The sequence below is a fragment of the Curtobacterium citreum genome (assembly GCF_006715175.1).
Taxonomy (GTDB): Bacteria; Actinomycetota; Actinomycetes; order Actinomycetales; family Microbacteriaceae; genus Curtobacterium; species Curtobacterium citreum.
Genome location: NZ_VFMQ01000001.1, coordinates 1,200,051 through 1,215,527, shown reverse-complemented (window position 1 = coordinate 1,215,527; position 15,477 = coordinate 1,200,051). Strand labels below are relative to the sequence as shown.

Below are 15,477 nucleotides of genomic sequence, written 5' to 3'. Positions count from 1 at the left end.
GCCACCTCCCCGTGCCCGGGCAGTTCCGTGCGTAGGGTTCGCCCATGGACTGGTGGAACGAGCTGACCGACTGGACGTCGTCCGACAACGGGTGGCGTGTGCTGTCCGGCGCGATCATCCCCTTCGTGGCCATCGTCGTGGCCGGCACCATCGCCGCGCTGATCGGCCGCGGTGCGACGAAGCGCGTCGTCGCGATGCAGGAGCGCGAGAGCCGGAACGCGGCCGTCGCTGGTGTCGTCTCCGCGGCGCGCAAGGCGGCGACGTGGGGTTCCCTCGGGCACGACGAGCGGTCGTACGCCGACCACCTCGCGGAGGACGCCGACATCCGACTGCGGCTGCTCCCCGTGAGCGGTGCGCCCCTCGCGGCGAACTGGGCGCAGCACGAGATCGCCGACATCAAGAAGAACTCGTCGACGTTCAGCTTCCAGGCCGACCAGTCCCTCGCCGAGTTCCGCGACCGGATGCTCGAGTGGCAGGCCCGTCCGAACCGTGCCAAGAAGCTCTTCAAGGCCGACCTCGAGCGGTGGAAGTTCGACTCGCCGGATCCCGACGCCGAGCTGATCGCCCGCCAGCAGGACTGGAGCGCGGACCAGCAGGACCGCCGCGAGCAGGACCGGCCGTCCGCACCGGCGCCGACCGCCGAGCGTCCGACCCCGACGACGACCGGTCTGCGACCGGCATCCCAGCAGCCTGGAGGCACGCCCTCCCCCGCCGCGCCCGTCGCCTCCTCCGCCGCTCAGGCTCCGGCACCCGCTTCGGCAGCGACACCGGCAGCGACCTCCGCGCCGTGGTCCGCGCGCTCCGGCAGCGAGGGCGCGACCACCACGCGCGCCTACGGCGAGGGTGAGACCACCCCGCTCGACGGTGCTCCGATCCGCCCTGCACTCGGTTCGCCCGTCGCATCGCGCAACGACGTGCCGCAGCGACCGGCGGCCTCGGTCGACCGTTCGGACGACGACGCGGTCGACGATCGTGCCGACGATCGCACCGCGGATAGGTCCGTGGACCGCTCCGACGATGTCCGACCAGCCTCGGCTCTGCGCATCGCCTCCCCCACCGCAGCCGACGCGCACGTGAACCGCGCGACCGCATCGGGCTACGGGGCGTCCACGACGAACACCACCTCGATCCCGACGCGCGTCGCCGATGCTCCGGCCGAGCCGAAGGACTCGGACGAGACGGACGAGTCGCCCTACACGCAGCCGATCAGCGCGAGTGAGCTCCGACGCCGCGCCGCTGACGACGAGGACTGAACCCCACCACCGGTCTGCAGCGAGAGGCCGCCATCCCGACGGATGGCGGCCTCTCGTCGTCGGTGCCCCCGGCAGGAATCGAACCCGCGGCACGGTGGGTAGAAACCACCTGCTCTATCCACTGAGCTACGGAGGCGGACGGCGTCGATTCTAGCCTCGGCGCTCCGCGAGGTGCTGCACGAACCGGTCGACCTCGCGCTGCGTCCGGAGGTGCACTATTCGCAGGTGCGGGGCGGTGTGGACGAGTGCGGGCACCCGCTTCCGACTCTCGTGACGCACGCGGATCCCCCACCGGACGATGTGGCCCGGGTCGGTGAAGAACGTCCACAGCGGCGGCTCGATGTTCCCGTTCCACAGGGGTGTGCGCCGGAGACGTCGTCGGAGGGTCCGTCGCACGAGCCGCCAGAGGGCGACCGGGACGGGGAGGTCGATCCAGACGAGGGTGTCCGCGCGGGCGGCGAGCATGTCCCGGGCGAGTGTGTACTGCCACTCGGTCACCCAGGTCGGCTCGCTGGTGTACGCCTCGACCTCCGCGAGGAAGGACTCTCGCGGCGTCCAGTCCGGCCCGTGGTAGATCGAGTCGATCTCGGTGTGCCGGATGCCGAGCGCGCGTCCGATGCGTCCGGCGGTCGTGGTCTTGCCGACGCCTGTCGTCCCGGCGACCAGGACACGGCGGGGCTCCGGGACGAGGACGTCGTCGGCACCGAGCATCCCCCGACCCTAGCCCCGCGGCGAGTGGGCGGAAGCGGCTCGCCCTGCGCGGTCGACCGCGCACGTTCCGCCCGCTCGCGCTCCCCCCACGCTGCCCGCTCGCCGTCCCGCGCACTCCCCGCGCCCGCCCAGGACCGAGCGGGCGGAATCTGCGGCCGCAATGCCCGGACGGCCGCGGGTTCCGCCCGCTCGCGCTGCCGCCCGCCACCCCGCGTGCCGAACGGGCGGAACCCGCTCGGCCAACGTGACCGCCCGGGCACACATCGCCCGCTCGCGCTCTCCCGACCCTGCGCCCCCCCCCCCCCCGCGTGCCGAACGGGCGGAACCCGCTCGGTGCGCACGACCCCTCGGACACATACCGCCCGCTCGCGCTGCCGCCCGCGCCCGCGCCCGCGCCCGCGACGCGGAGGGTTCCCCGGCCGTCTCCCTGTCGTTCGTCTCAGGGACACCGCGCCGCCGTACCGTCCGGTGCATGCGCTCCAGCGGAACCGTCGTGGCCGTCGTGCCCGCCCGCGCCGGTTCGAAGGGCATCCCCGGGAAGAACCTGCGGCCCGTCGGGGGGAGGTCGCTCGTCCGCCGTGCCGTCGAGGCAGCGCTCCGCACGGAGACCATCGAAACCGTGGTGGTGTCGACGGACGGGGACGCCATCGCCGCCGAGGCCACCGCCGCCGGTGCCCGGGTCATCCGTCGCCCGGACGAGCTCTCCGGCGACGAGGCGACCTCGGAGTCGGCGCTGCTCCACGCCCTCGACGCCCTCGACCCCCTCGCGACGTTGAGCAACGCAGACCAGCAGGACCAGCACGACCAGCCCCGCGACCCAGAGGTCCTCGTCTTCCTGCAGGCCACCTCGCCGTTCATCGACCCGGTCGACCTGGACGCCGCGGTCCGCCGCGTGCTCGACGACCACGCGGACGTGGTGTTCGCCGCGGCTCCCTCGCATGCCTTCCTCTGGCGCACGGACGCTCAGGGCCGGGCGGTCGCGGTCAACCACGACGCCGCCGTCCGGCCGCGCCGCCAGGACCGGGAACCCGAGTACCGCGAGACCGGCGCCTTCTACGTCCTGCGCACGAGGGGCTTCCGAGAGCACCGACACCGCTTCTTCGGTCGGGTCGAGCTCGCGGTCGTGGATCCCCGCGGCGCGATCGACGTCGACGACCCGGCCGACCTGGCCCTGGCCTCCTCGCTCGCCCACACCCTCGACCGACCGGCCGGCCACCCGACGAACCCGGACGCAGATCGCCCAACGACGAGGCCCGCAGCCGCATCCGGGACCGCGCGTTGGCCCCTCGCAGCCACGACCGACCGGATCCCGAACCCAGATCCGCACCCGTCCCAACAGAACGGAGCCCCATGACCGTCTCCATCGGCACGTCCACCATCGGCGCCGGCCACCCCGCGTACCTGATCGGCGAGATCGGCCTGAACCACAACGGCGACGTCGACATCGCGAAGCGGCTCATCGACGTCGCCGCGGACGCCGGGCTGCAGGCCGTCAAGTTCCAGAAGCGCACGCCGGCGATCTCGACGCCCGAGCACATGAAGCAGACCCCGCGCAGCACGCCGTGGGGCGAGATGACGTACCTGGAGTACCGCTACCGCGTCGAGTTCGACCGCGAGCAGTACATCGAGATCGGCGACCACGCGACCCTCCGCGGCCTCGACTGGTTCGCATCGCCATGGGACGAGCCGAGCGTTGCCTTCCTCGAGGACCTGAACGTCGTGGCGTACAAGATCGCCTCGGCCTCGGTGACGGACCTCGGGCTCCTCGCGGCCGTGGCGGCGACGGGCAAGCCGGTCATGCTGTCGACCGGGATGTCGACGCTCGAGCAGATCGACCGCGCCGTCGAGGCCCTCGGCACCGAGCGACTGGTCCTCATGCACGCGACGTCGACCTACCCGCTCCCCGCCGAGGAGGCCAACCTCCGCATGATCGACACCCTCGCCGGTCGCTACGCCGGGGTGCCGGTCGGGTACTCCGGGCACGAACCGGGGCTGCAGATCTCCCTCGCCGCGGTCGCGCTCGGCGCCACGGCCGTCGAGCGCCACATCACGCTCGACCGCACGATGTGGGGCTCCGACCACGCCGCCTCGCTCGAGCCGCACGGCCTGCAGACGCTCGCCCGCGACGTCCGGATCATCGAGACCGCGCTCGGCGACGGGATCAAGAGGATCTTCCCGGGCGAGCAGGCGCCCATGGCCAAGCTCCGCCGCGTCGGCGCGTGAGCGGATGCAGAGCCGATTCCGCCGGCGGGCGAGCAGGCGCCCATGGCCAAGCTCCGCCGCGTCGGCGCGTGAGCCAGCGGGACCGGTGAGCGGGGCGCGCGCGTGAGCGACGGACGTCGCGAGCCGACCGACGGACTGGAGGCGCGCCTCCCGTCCGCCACCCGACCCCGCGTCCGACGCGTGGTCGGCCTGGTCGACACCGACTCGTTCGCGAAGTGGGGCGCCCACCTGCTCGCCGACGCTCCCGCGCACTGGCAGCTGGAGCTGCTCGTCGTCGACACCCCGAGGTCGGCGAGCCCTGCGCAGCTCCGGTCCGCGTTCCGGGGTCTGGACGGCCGACTCGGGCACCTCGCAGCGGCACCGCCGGCGCCCCTCGGGGTCGACGCCCTCGTCGACCGGCTGCGAGCGGACCCGCCGGACGCGGTCCTGGTGGCGTGCATCGGCCCGGTGGCGGAGCTCCTGGTCGACGAGGTCGTCCGTCGGGTCCCGCGGCGGCCGGTGCTCCTGACGGGGCTGCCCGGCATCTCGTACCCGGCGAAGTGGAAGGGCGTCTTCTTCCGCGCGCGGGCCGACGTGTTCGTGCTGCACAGCCACCGCGAGGTCCGCGCCTACCGTGCCCTCGCGTCAGCGGGCGGGATCGAACCCGCGTTCGCCCTCGCGACGTTGCCCTTCGCCCGCTCGCGGGGGCAGGGCGGGCTCGGGGACGAGCGGGCGGGCGGACGGGGCGACGAGCGGGGCAGGGACGCGGTCGTGTTCGCGGCGCAGCCGAGCGTGCCCGCGGACCTCGAGGACCGCCGGCGCGTCGTGGGCTGGCTCGTCGAGACCGCCCGGCGCCACCCGGAGTGGCGAGTCGTCGTCAAGGTCCGTGCGGCGGCCGGGGAGCACCAGACGCACCGGGAGCAGTGGCCCTACCCGGAGCTGCTGCCCGCCGACCGGCCCGCGAACCTCGTGGTCGAGAGCGGTCCGATGGCGCAGCACCTCGACCGGGCGGTGGCGCTCGTGACGATCAGTTCGACGGCGGTCCTCGAGGCCGTGGCCCGCGGCGTCCCGGCATTGACGCTGACGGACTTCGGGGTCTCGCGCGCGCTCATCAACGAGGTCTTCGTGGACAGCGGGCTCGAGGGCGACGCCGTCGACCTCGTCGAGGGACGCTTCGGGACCGTCCGACCCGAGTGGCTGCACGACAACCACTTCCACCCGCCCGCGGAGGACGACTGGGCCGACCGCGCCGAGGAGCTCATGGCGCTCCGGGACGCGGGCGCCCTGGAGGTACGACCGGCCGCTCGGCGGAGCGGCGGCGGTGCGCTGCGTCGGGCGTGGGAGCGGAAGAACGCCCTCGGGTCGGCCGACCGGACGGCGATCGGCGTCGTCGCGCTCGTCCTCGGCACGCCGGTGCGGACCGTGAAGCGCGTGCTCCGTCGACTGCGGCGGGTGGTGCTGCGACCCGACGCGAGCGACGCGGCCCTCGTGCTGCCACCCCGTTCCCAGCGGGACGCCGTGGGAGCCGGCACTGGGGGTGCGAACCGGACCACCTGACCGGGTGGGCGGCGGGGCGGAGCCGCACCGTGCCTCCAGGCCGTTCGTCAGCAGGCTTCCGTGACCGGCGGGGCGGACGTCAGAGCGCCTTCGCCACCGCCACCAGCAGCTGGTCGCGGGACGGGACGCCGGGCGAGCGGAAGACCTCGGTGCCGTCCTCGCGTCGGACGATGATCGTGGGCGTCGAGCGGATGCCGACGGCCTCGGCGCCGTCGGGGTCGGCGGCCACGTCGCGTTCGCGCACGGCCAGTCCGGGGACGAGGGCCGCCGCCTCACCGGCGACGCGGCGGGCCGCAGCGCATGGCGCGCAGAAGGCGGAGGTCCACAGGTCGAGTCGCACGGAGGGCACAACGCAGCGAGCGCCGCGTGCACTCCCGATCGGATCGGGGCACGCGGCGCTCGCCGGGTCGACCCGGGCGGTGTGGCTACTCGCGGTCGAACTCGCCGCTGCGGTCCCCGCGGTCCTGCAGGTCGTCGACCGGGTCGGAGTCATCGGCGTCGTAGGCGTACTCGACCGAGGTCTGGTCGAGCACCTGACGGGTCTTGGTGGCCTTGTAGGTGAAGGCCGTCTGCAGGCCCTCGACGTCGGCGTACACCGTGACCTGGTCGTCCACCGCGTCGCTCGTCGCGGTGCGGGTGTCGGTCGTCCCGTCGAAGGGGCCACCGTGGAAGATCGCGGTGTACTCGTCGCCCTCGTGAATGGTGATGTCGCTCATGCGTCCCTTGTACCAGGGCCGACCTGTTGACGGATGCATAGGTCGGCTATATAGTTTTGCTATGGAATCAACCAGGGCGCAGACGATCGAGACGCTCCTCGTCTCGGTGAACCGCCTGATCCGCGCAGCCGCGCAGGCGACGGGGAACCCGACCTCAGCGGCCGTGTGGCGCACGCTCGGCATCCTCGAGACCGACCAGCCCCTGCGGCTCGGTGAGCTCGCGGCACTGTCCCGCGTCGCACAGCCGACCATGACCCGGCTCGTCGCGGGGATGCTCGCGGACGGGCTCGTCACCCGCACCGTCGACCCGGACGACTCCCGCGGGCAGCTCATCGCGATCACGCCGGCCGGCCACGACCGCCTCGTGACCTGGCGGGCCACCATCACCGAGACCGTCGGGCCGGTGTTCGCCGACCTGGACGACGACGAGTGGGACGTGCTGCACGACGCGGCCGCCGTCATCGCGTCGCGGGTCGCCGTGCCACTCGCCGCTCCTCCCCCTGGTGGACCGGGCGCCAGCCCGTCGTCGACCACCAGCCCGTCCCCCACCAGCCCGTCGTCCACCAGATCGGAGATCCACGCGTGAACGCCCACGCCCCCGCTGCCTCGGGCAGCATCCTCAAGCAGTCCTCCGCGGTCTGGGCGATCGCCTTCGCCTGCGTCGTCGCCTTCATGGGCATCGGCCTCGTCGACCCGATCCTCCCCGCCATCGCGACCTCGCTGCATGCGACCGCGGCACAGACCGAGCTGCTCTTCACGAGCTACCTCGCCGTCACCGGTGTCGCGATGTTCTTCACCAGCTGGGTGTCGAGCCGCATCGGGGCGAAGAACACCCTGCTCATCGGGCTCGCCCTCATCGTGGTGTTCTCGGTGCTCGCCGCCACGTCGGGCAGCGTCTGGAACATCATCGGGTTCCGCGCCGGCTGGGGGCTCGGGAACGCGCTCTTCATCTCCACCGCACTCGCGACCATCGTGGGCGCGGCCTCGGGCGGCACCGCGTCGGCGATCATCCTGTACGAGGCGGCGCTCGGCCTCGGCATCGCCGTCGGCCCGCTCGTCGGTGGCCTGCTCGGCTCGGTGAGCTGGCGCGGCCCGTTCTTCGGCGTCACGACGCTCATGGCCGTCGCGTTCATCGCCGTCGTCGCGCTCCTCAAGAGCTCCGGGCTCGAGAAGCCCACGCCCACCCGGCTCTCCGCCCCGTTCCGTGCCCTGCGCCGACCGGCACTCGCGGCACTGGCGGCCACCGCGCTCTTCTACAACATCGGCTTCTTCGTCCTGCTCGCCTACACGCCGTTCCCGCTCGGCTTCGGCGCACTCGGCATCGGCTTCACGTTCTTCGGCTGGGGCGTCGGGCTCGCGGTCACCTCGGTGTGGGTCGCTCCGATGCTCACCGCCCGGCTCCGTCGCACGACGGTCCTGAAGATCGCGCTGCCCCTGCTCGCGCTCGACCTGTTCGCCGCAGCCGTCGTCGTGCGGTCGCAGCCGGGCCTGATCGTCTGCGTGATCGTCGGCGGACTCGTGCTCGGTGTCCTGAACACCGTGCTCACCGAGTGCGTCATGGAGGCGACGGACCTCCCCCGCTCCGTCGCCTCGAGCGCGTACTCCGCGGTGCGCTTCATCGGTGGCGCGATCGCCCCGCCGGTCGCGACGCTGCTCGCCGACGCGATCGCCCCCTCGGCGGCGTACGTGTTCGCCGGGGTCTCGGTGGCGATCGCGTTCGTGGTGGTCGTCGCGACGACGAAGGTCCTGCGCAGGGTCGACGACGGAGCCGAGCCGGAGCGGGTCGAGGCCGAGGCGATCTCGGCGGGCGAGATGGTCTGACGCCTGGCACGGGGCTGACCGGACGGCTCGGGGTGCTGCGGCGCTCCGGGCCGTCCGTGCATGTGCAGGGGCCGGCTGGCGCGCCCGCGCCCGCGCGCGGGTCGGGGGCGGGTCTCGGGGGCGAGCGGGTCTCGGGGGCGGGGCGGGTCTCGGGGGCGAGCGGGCCTCGGGAGCGAGCGGGTTTCGGGAGCGAGCGGGCCTCGGGAGCGAGCGGGTCTCGGGAGCGAGCGGGCGGAGTGCGCGGCGGTCTCGCGCCGGGCGGGTCGGTTTCCGCCCGCTCGCGGGCCGCGTCCGTGGTCCGTGGGCCGCGGTGCGTGGATGCGCTGGAACCGCGCCCAGCCGCGAGCGGGCGGTGTGTGCGGCGGTCCGGGCGGATGAGACGCGGATCCCGCCCGCTCGCGAGACCGATCGCGTTCGGTACGGGCGGCGTGCGGCACCGGGCGGCAGTGCGGGAACGCGAGCGGGCGGAAGGTGCAGCAAGTCCAGAGGGCGACGCGCCGATTCCTCCCGCTCGCGGACGGAGCGTCAGCTGGTCGCCCGAGTCGGACAGTTCGGACAGCTCGGCCGGTCCGGACTGAAGGCACGGGCCGACTCCGCGACGCTGCGCATCGCCGCTGGGCGCGGCCGGTCCGACGCGCACCCGGCCCGGGCTGGCATCCACAGGCGCGGGAGCACGGACAGCAGCGTCACACCCGCGGAATAGGATCGTCCGCATGGCAACTGCGAACGACCGCCTCGTCTGGATCGACTGCGAGATGACCGGCCTGGACCTCCAGGTCGACGAGCTCGTCGAGGTGGCCGTCGTCATCACCGACTTCGACCTCGTCCCCGTGCACCCCGGGTTCGACATAGTCATCAAGCCGGACCAGTCCGCACTCGACAACATGAACGAGTTCGTCACGAACATGCACACGACCTCGGGGCTCATCGACGAGATCCCGCACGGCGTGAGCCTGGCCGACGCCGAGTACCAGGTGCTCGAGTACATCCTCCAGCACGTCCCCGCCGAGGGCTCCGCTCCCCTGGCCGGCAACACGATCGGCACCGACCGCGCCTTCCTCGCCAAGTACATGCCGCGCGTGGACGGTCACCTGCACTACCGCAGCGTCGACGTCTCCAGCATCAAGGAGCTCTGCCGCCGCTGGTTCCCGCGCGTCTACTTCAACGCGCCGGAGAAGCACGGCGGGCACCGCGCCCTCGCCGACATCCTCGAGTCCATCCGCGAACTCGAGTACTACCGACGCGCGGGCTTCATCCCCGAGCCCGGCCCGACGACCGAGGACGTGCGTGCCGTCGCCGCCGCGGTGGTCGAGCAGTGGGCTCCGCGGCTCGCCCAGCCCGCGGCCGAGTAGTGGTCCACGCAGGCCGCGGCATGTACTACTATTGAGGGGTTGCTCCGGCTGGTCCGGGGACAGCATGGTGGGTATAGCTCAGTTGGTAGAGCGCCTGGTTGTGGTCTAGGAGGTCGCGGGTTCGAGACCCGTTACTCACCCCATCGAGAGAAGCCCCGGTCCTTCGGACCGGGGCTTCTCCGTTGTCGCGACGACGCGGTCAGCCTGTGGACAACCGGGCCCGCGAAGTACGACATGTGAAGAACTCGCTCCAGGCGCAGAGTCGTTCCTAGCGTTGGCCGCGTGACCACCGCACCAACGACACGACGATCGGACATCGAAGGCCTCCGGGCCGTCGCGATCCTCGCTGTGGTGCTCGACCATCTGCTCGGTCGGCCCGTCGGGGGCTACCTCGGCGTCGACGTCTTCTTCGTGGTGTCGGGCTTCGTCATCACGACGAACCTGCTCCGCGAACACAGCGGCACCGGACGGATCGATCTCCTCGGGTTCGCTCGACGCCGAGCCCTCCGCCTCTTGCCCGCCGCGGCGATCACCATCGCCGTCACCGTCGTGATCGCCGTCGCTGTCCTCCCGAGCGGCCGCGCAGCGAGCGTCGCTCGTGACGCTGTCTTCGCTGCGATCGGCGCAGCGAACTGGCACTTCGCGGCGGACGGGACGAACTACTTCGCGCGGGATGCCCCACCGTCTCCGCTGCAGCACTTCTGGTCGCTCGCGGTCGAGGAGCAGTTCTACCTGGCGTGGCCGCTCCTGATGGTCCTCGTCCTGGGGTGGTCACGGCGCGCGGCCGTCGCGCTCGTTCTCGTCCTCGCGGTCGCGTCAGCACTGTGTGCGGGCATGGCCGAGCCGGTCGGCGGGTACTTCGCGACCCAGTCCCGCGTCTGGGAACTCGCGAGCGGATCACTGCTGGCCTTCGTGCCCGATCCCCTCGGGCACCACCACCGACTGCGCCGAGTGGTCCGAGCATGCAGCGGAGCGGTGCTCCTGGCGGTCCTGCTCGCTGGTGACGAGCGTCTCGGTGCTCCGATGCCGATCGCGGTCCCTGCCGTGCTGGCAGCCGCCGGGATCATCCTGAGCGGCGGGCAGAACCGCGAGTCGCCGAGGCTGGTCTCGGCGCCGGCGCAGGGTCTGGCCTCGATCAGCTACCCGCTCTACCTCTGGCACTGGCCGGTCATCGTCCTCCTGCCTGCCGTCCTCCCGGGTGCCCCGCCCCACGTCCTCCTCCCCTTGTCCCTGCTCGTCCCCCTCGCCCTGTCCATCGCGACGACCTGGGGCGTCGAACGCCCGGTCCGGTCGTGGGCGACGGCCAGGTCAGCACCAGAGCGCGACACGCCGTCGAGATCGCGACGCCCCCTCCGACACCGCGCCCGGGGGCGACTCGGACAGGACCGGTCCCGGGCCCTGTTGGCGGGGATGGTCGCACTCTCGACGATCGCGATCCTGCTCTGTGTCAAGGCGGTCGGAGCAGACCAGTCCCGGGTCGACTCCTCGGTGGCGGACGGCGAGGTCGCGGCGACGGCGGAACGAGATCCGGCCGCTGATCCGGACCGGACCGGCGCCGTCGCCGACCCGGACCGGGACGACACCGACCTCAACCCGGACGGCACGGCCGGTCCCGCGCTGGACCAGCGACGCGCAGCAGCCATCCGCGCCGGACTCGGTCTCCGCAGCTGGCCGTCGACGACCCCGTCGATCGACGACGTCTCGGCGGACGACTACCTCACCCGACAGGTGTCGTCCCCGCGTTGGGCCGACGTGCTCCGCTGCTCGCAACAGACAGGAGGGCGGGACAGGACGTCGTGCACGTTCGGCGCGCCTGACGGCCGACTCGCGGTCCTGGTCGGTGACTCCACCGCTGCCTTCACGATGCCGGCTCTCCGCCAGCTCGTCGAGGGCGAGGGATCTGCGTGGCGCATCCTGGACCTCGCGCGCTTCGGGTGTCCCTTCACCGCCGCCGAGATCCACTTCGACACCGACGGGGACGGTTGCGAGCGTCACAAGCAGCAGGTGGTGACGACGATCGAGGAGCTGCAGCCGGACCTCGTGCTCGTGATGAACGCCGAGGGTTCCCGGGATGAGTCCACGCCCCTGGTCGACGGGCTCCGCGATCTGCTCGACGAGACGCGGACCGACGCGGCCATCGCTTTCCTGCTCCCGAACCCGGTCGGACCCGACATCCGGTCCTGCGCTGTTCCGGGCGGACGACCGGCCATGTGCGAGACGCGGCCCAGTGCGCAGCAGCGGCGCCTGGTCGCCCGCCTGGACGGCGTCAGGCTCGTCGACACCACGCCCGTCTGGTGCGCGAGCAGTCGCTGTCCCGCGGTGATCGACGACCAGCTCGTGCGGGTCGATGCCCTGCACGTCACCCCGGAAGCGGCGGCGACCGCCGCCTCGGCGATGGGCCGAGCCCTGTCGGCTGCCGGGATCGAGCTGGGGAGGTCGACCGACGACGGGTCGTGACGCTCCAGCCGTCGGACAGTCCGCTGTGCCACGATCGTGCCCGTGATGGAGATGTCCGCCGACGCGTTCGAGGAGCTCGTGACCGACGAGCTCGACCGGCTGCCCGACGAGATGGTTGCCGGACTCGACAACGTCGTCTTCGTCGTCGAGGACGAGCCCGAGGACGGTTCCGACCTGTTCGGCGTCTACGACGGGGTCGCCGCGACCGAGCGTGGCCAGTACGGCTTCGGCGAGCTCCCGGACCGGATCGTGGTGTTCCGGAAGCAGCACCTGCTGGAGTGCGACACCGTCGAGGAACTCCGGGACGAGGTCCACACGACGCTGGTGCACGAGATCGGGCACTTCTACGGGATCGACGACGAGCGGCTGCACGAACTCGGGTGGGCGTAGCGACCACGAGTCCACACGGCGCGACCCCGGGTCCACCCGGCACCCCTACGTCCGCACCACCACGTCCGCCAGCGCCGCCGGGTCCTCCGCCGCGATGAAGGACGACTCCTGCGCTGCCCACCGGTCCCACTCCCGGGCGAAGACCTCGCCGTCACGGCCGATCGCCCGGTCGCGCCGGACGGTGTCGTCCGCCTCGAGCCAGACGCGGAAGGACGCGAGCGGCGCCGAAGCCCGGGACAGCGCACCGCACCCCTCGACGACGAGCGGCACGTCCGGGTCGATCGACTCCCACCCCGCCGTGGTCGACGTCGTCCAGTCCCACCGCCGGTAGCCGGAACGGGCGCCGAGGACGTCCGTCACCACCGCGTCAGCCGCCGCACGGAGCCCGTCCCACCCCGGGTAGACGTCGTCGAGGTGCACGACCCGGGCGCCGAGCCGGTCCCCGAGGGCGTCGCCGAGCGTCGTCTTGCCGGTCCCCGAGCGCCCGTCGACCAGCACGACGAGCCGCCCCCGCCCGGAAGCCGCACGGAGACCCGGAGCAGCACCCGCAACTGCAGCTGCAGCGGCCGCCGCAGCCGCCAGGGCGTCCGCGACCCCGTCAGACACGCCACGTCCCCGCGCCCACGGCCACCGCGACCGACACCGCACCGATCCCGACGAGCACCGCGACCATCGCCCACTCGGGGCCGCCGAAGCGCGCCGGTCGTGCCCACGTCCGCCGACCCGGTGCCCCGAACCCACGCGACTCCATCGCCACCGCGAGCGTCGTCGCCCGCCGGAGCGCGACCACGAGCAGCGCGAACGCCATCGACGCACCCCGACGCAGCCGCCCGGTGTCGGCCAACCCGCGGGCACGCCGGGCACTGCGCAGCTGCCGCCAGTCCCCGCCGAGCAGGGTCGTCATCCGCACCGCCGCCAGTGCCCCGAGCACGAACCGAGCGGGCAGCCGCAGGAGCTGCGCCAGCCCGTCCGCGAGGTCGGTCGGGTCGACCCGCACGAACAGCGCGATCGCCGGCAGTCCGACGCCGAGCACCCGGAGAGCGGTCGCCAGGGCGAGCTCGAGCGACCCGTCGGTGACGCGCACGAAGCCGAGGTCGAACCACTCGCGTCCGGACGGCCGGCCGTACAGCGCGATGCTCACGGCCGTCAGCGGGACCGCTGCAGTCAGGGGTGCGGTCCGCAGCAGGAGCGTGCGCCAGGGGATGCGGAGCAGCGGCAGCAGCAGGACCTCGAGCAGGAGCGCGACGGCTGCGGACACGACGTCCAGGCTCAGGACGAGCAGCAGCCCGAGCGCGAGCACCCCGAGCAGGGACGCGACGGGCTGCACCCCGCGGATCCCGCGGGGCCGGACGGGAGGCACGGATCGCCCCCGCGCGTCGGCTGCGGTCCCCGGGACGACCGGCCGGGCATCCCCCGCCACGTCGGCGACGACACCGTCCGCCGTCCCCGGGCCGGTCGGCCGCAGACCGCCCGGGCCGGCCGGTCGCACGCCCTCCGGGCCGAGCACCACCTCGTCCGCGTCGAGCGCCCGCACCAGGTCACGGTCGTGCGTCACGGCGACGACAGCCGTCCCCGCGTCCGCGAGCGCGCCGAGCCGGTCCACGACGGCCTGCCACGTGGCACGGTCCTGTCCGGAGGTCGGCTCGTCGAGCACGAGCACGTCGGGCTCCGCCGCGAGCACCGTGCCGATCGCGAGCCGTCGCTGCTCACCACCGGACAGCGTGAAGGGGTTCGCGTCGGCCAGGTGTGCCAAGCCGAGGTCGTCGAGCACCCGCTCCACCTGGTCCTCGACGTCCGCACGACCGAGCGCCCGAGGTCCGGCGGCGAGCTCCTGCCGTACGGTGGCCGCGACGAACTGGTGCTCGGGGTCCTGGAACACCGTCCCGATCCGGCCGGCGAGCTCCCGGCTGGACCAGGACGACGGCGCCGCCCCGGCCAGGCCGTGCCGCAGGGCGGGGGTGGCCTCGAGGACGCCGTCGTCGGGGGCGAGGAGCCCGGCGAGCGTCAGGCCGAGCGTCGACTTCCCGACGCCGTTCGGCCCGGTCACCGCCAGCACACGCCCGCGCCGGACCGTCAGGTCGATGCCGCTGCCGACCCGGTGACCCCGACCGCGCGCCGTCGCGAGTCCCCGAGCGTCGAGCAGCGCCCGAGCGTGCGCGCGGTCCTCCGCGGGGATCGCCTGCCGAGCCGAGCCCCGAGCGGGCTCCGACCCGGGCACCCACACGCCCGCCGCCCCGAGCGCCGGACCGTGCGCGGCGAGGACCTCGGCCGGCGTGCCGTCCGCGACGACCCCGCCGGCGGGAGCGAGCAGCACGAGCCGGTCGACCAGGTCGAGCCAGGTGCCGATCCGGTGCTCGACGACGAGCAGCGTCGCACCGGTCTCGTCGAGGACCGCACGCACGGCGTCGTGCACCTGGCGCACGCCGTCCGGGTCGAGGTTCGCGCACGGCTCGTCGAGCACGAGCGCGCCCGGCCGCATCGCGAGCACGCCCGCGAGCGCGAGGCGCTGCCGCTGCCCGCCGGACAGCGCGGTCGTCGACCGGTCGAGCGGCAGGTCGAGGCCGACCACGTCGAGGGCCGACCGGACGCGCCGCCAGGTCTCGTCACGCGGCACGCCGGTGTTCTCGCACCCGAACGCGACGTCGTCCCCGACACGCGACATCACGGTGTGCGCCTCGGGGTCCTGCATGACGAGCCCGACCCGTCCACGGACCGTCCCCGGTGCGGCACCGTCGACGAGCACCGTGCCCTGGACGGCCGCGGCGGTGTCGTCGGCCGGGTCCGGCTCGTCGGGCAGCACCGCCGCGACGGCCCGCAGCACCGTCGACTTGCCGGCGCCGGACGGTCCGACGACCGCGACCCGCTCTCCCGGGCGCACCTCGAGGTGGACCCCGCGGACCGCCCACTCGTTGCGGGCGGCGTAGCGCCACCCCCAGTCACGGAAGACGATGCCGGCCGGTCCGGTGCTCGCCGGGACCTCGGTCGCGGGCGCTGCGTCCGCACGACCGGCGGACACGG

14 protein-coding genes and 2 tRNA genes are annotated in these 15,477 nt (G+C 73.4%); 10 read left to right on the top strand and 6 right to left on the bottom strand.

The features are described from left to right. The first annotated feature begins 44 nt into the window (after nucleotides 1-44). A complete protein-coding gene (locus FB462_RS05855) occupies nucleotides 45-1,253 on the top strand; it encodes a hypothetical protein (RefSeq protein WP_141860680.1) in 1,209 nt (402 codons plus the stop codon). A 63-nt stretch (nucleotides 1,254-1,316) separates the two neighbouring features. Here FB462_RS05855 and FB462_RS05850 read toward each other — a convergent pair. Both FB462_RS05850 and FB462_RS05845 read right to left on the bottom strand, forming a co-directional pair. Then, nucleotides 1,317-1,389: transfer RNA gene (locus tag FB462_RS05850), tRNA-Arg, on the bottom strand. A 14-nt stretch (nucleotides 1,390-1,403) separates the two neighbouring features. After that, nucleotides 1,404-1,964: a P-loop NTPase family protein gene (locus FB462_RS05845; RefSeq protein WP_141860678.1), complete on the bottom strand. Its 561-nt coding sequence runs from the start codon at nucleotides 1,962-1,964 to the stop codon at nucleotides 1,404-1,406. A 472-nt stretch (nucleotides 1,965-2,436) separates the two neighbouring features. On the opposite strand from FB462_RS05845, the gene FB462_RS05840 reads away from it, so the two are divergent. The 3 genes from FB462_RS05840 to FB462_RS05830 all read left to right on the top strand — a co-directional run bounded on the left by FB462_RS05840 (nucleotide 2,437) and on the right by FB462_RS05830 (nucleotide 5,723). Beyond that, a complete protein-coding gene (locus tag FB462_RS05840; protein WP_141860676.1) occupies nucleotides 2,437-3,318 on the top strand; it encodes an acylneuraminate cytidylyltransferase family protein in 882 nt (293 codons plus the stop codon). Next, complete coding sequence (locus tag FB462_RS05835) at nucleotides 3,315-4,187, top strand: N-acetylneuraminate synthase family protein (RefSeq protein ID WP_141860674.1); 873 nt, start codon at nucleotides 3,315-3,317, stop codon at nucleotides 4,185-4,187. Before FB462_RS05840 ends, FB462_RS05835 begins: the two co-directional genes overlap by 4 nt. A 102-nt stretch (nucleotides 4,188-4,289) precedes the next feature. Further along, a complete protein-coding gene (locus tag FB462_RS05830) occupies nucleotides 4,290-5,723 on the top strand; it encodes a DUF6716 putative glycosyltransferase (RefSeq protein WP_141860671.1) in 1,434 nt (477 codons plus the stop codon). A 79-nt stretch (nucleotides 5,724-5,802) separates the two neighbouring features. Here FB462_RS05830 and FB462_RS17640 read toward each other — a convergent pair whose 3' ends face one another. Together FB462_RS17640 and FB462_RS05820 are read right to left on the bottom strand one after the other, a co-directional pair. Further along, complete coding sequence (locus FB462_RS17640; RefSeq protein ID WP_244289128.1) at nucleotides 5,803-5,967, bottom strand: YbbN family protein; 165 nt, start codon at nucleotides 5,965-5,967, stop codon at nucleotides 5,803-5,805. Between the two features lie 181 nt (nucleotides 5,968-6,148). Beyond that, nucleotides 6,149-6,439: an oligoribonuclease gene (locus FB462_RS05820; protein WP_114849028.1), complete on the bottom strand. Its 291-nt coding sequence runs from the start codon at nucleotides 6,437-6,439 to the stop codon at nucleotides 6,149-6,151. Nucleotides 6,440-6,500: 61 nt separating this feature from the next. On the opposite strand from FB462_RS05820, the gene FB462_RS05815 reads away from it, so the two are divergent. From FB462_RS05815 to FB462_RS05790, 6 genes are all read left to right on the top strand, one after another. Further along, entirely contained in the window at nucleotides 6,501-7,025 is a 525-nt protein-coding gene (locus FB462_RS05815; RefSeq protein ID WP_167510024.1) for a MarR family winged helix-turn-helix transcriptional regulator, read from the top strand. Continuing rightward, nucleotides 7,022-8,260 (top strand): MFS transporter, encoded by a 1,239-nt coding sequence (locus tag FB462_RS05810; protein ID WP_114849026.1) that lies wholly within the window; start codon nucleotides 7,022-7,024, stop codon nucleotides 8,258-8,260. The genes FB462_RS05815 and FB462_RS05810 overlap by 4 nt, the downstream gene beginning before the upstream one ends. 713 nt (nucleotides 8,261-8,973) lie before the next feature. Next, complete coding sequence (orn, locus tag FB462_RS05805) at nucleotides 8,974-9,612, top strand: oligoribonuclease (RefSeq protein WP_114849025.1); 639 nt, start codon at nucleotides 8,974-8,976, stop codon at nucleotides 9,610-9,612. Between the two features lie 67 nt (nucleotides 9,613-9,679). After that, nucleotides 9,680-9,755 (top strand) — tRNA-His (locus tag FB462_RS05800). 139 nt (nucleotides 9,756-9,894) lie between these two features. After that, nucleotides 9,895-12,069, top strand: coding sequence for an acyltransferase family protein (locus FB462_RS05795; RefSeq protein ID WP_141860669.1), 2,175 nt, complete (start codon nucleotides 9,895-9,897; stop codon nucleotides 12,067-12,069). A gap of 45 nt (nucleotides 12,070-12,114) precedes the next feature. After that, nucleotides 12,115-12,459, top strand: a complete 345-nt coding sequence (locus FB462_RS05790; RefSeq protein WP_114849023.1) for a metallopeptidase family protein — start codon at nucleotides 12,115-12,117, stop codon at nucleotides 12,457-12,459. Between the two features lie 45 nt (nucleotides 12,460-12,504). Here the strand turns inward: FB462_RS05790 and FB462_RS05785 are convergent, their stop codons facing one another. Both FB462_RS05785 and FB462_RS17225 read right to left on the bottom strand, forming a co-directional pair. Beyond that, a complete protein-coding gene (locus FB462_RS05785) occupies nucleotides 12,505-13,065 on the bottom strand; it encodes a nucleoside/nucleotide kinase family protein (protein ID WP_229666733.1) in 561 nt (186 codons plus the stop codon). Further along, complete coding sequence (locus tag FB462_RS17225; protein WP_167510023.1) at nucleotides 13,058-15,475, bottom strand: ATP-binding cassette domain-containing protein; 2,418 nt, start codon at nucleotides 15,473-15,475, stop codon at nucleotides 13,058-13,060. Before FB462_RS17225 ends, FB462_RS05785 begins: the two co-directional genes overlap by 8 nt. Between the last annotated feature and the right edge of the window lie 2 nt (nucleotides 15,476-15,477).

Coding starts and splice junctions, on each gene's coding strand:
- FB462_RS05835 (WP_141860674.1), top strand. CDS start 3,315: ATGACCGTCTCCATCGGCACGTCCACCATCGGCGCCGGCCACCCCGCG.
- FB462_RS05820 (WP_114849028.1), bottom strand. CDS start 6,439: ATGAGCGACATCACCATTCACGAGGGCGACGAGTACACCGCGATCTTC.
- FB462_RS05815 (WP_167510024.1), top strand. CDS start 6,501: ATGGAATCAACCAGGGCGCAGACGATCGAGACGCTCCTCGTCTCGGTG.
- FB462_RS05840 (WP_141860676.1), top strand. CDS start 2,437: ATGCGCTCCAGCGGAACCGTCGTGGCCGTCGTGCCCGCCCGCGCCGGT.
- FB462_RS05855 (WP_141860680.1), top strand. CDS start 45: ATGGACTGGTGGAACGAGCTGACCGACTGGACGTCGTCCGACAACGGG.
- orn (WP_114849025.1), top strand. CDS start 8,974: ATGGCAACTGCGAACGACCGCCTCGTCTGGATCGACTGCGAGATGACC.
- FB462_RS05845 (WP_141860678.1), bottom strand. CDS start 1,964: ATGCTCGGTGCCGACGACGTCCTCGTCCCGGAGCCCCGCCGTGTCCTG.
- FB462_RS05790 (WP_114849023.1), top strand. CDS start 12,115: ATGGAGATGTCCGCCGACGCGTTCGAGGAGCTCGTGACCGACGAGCTC.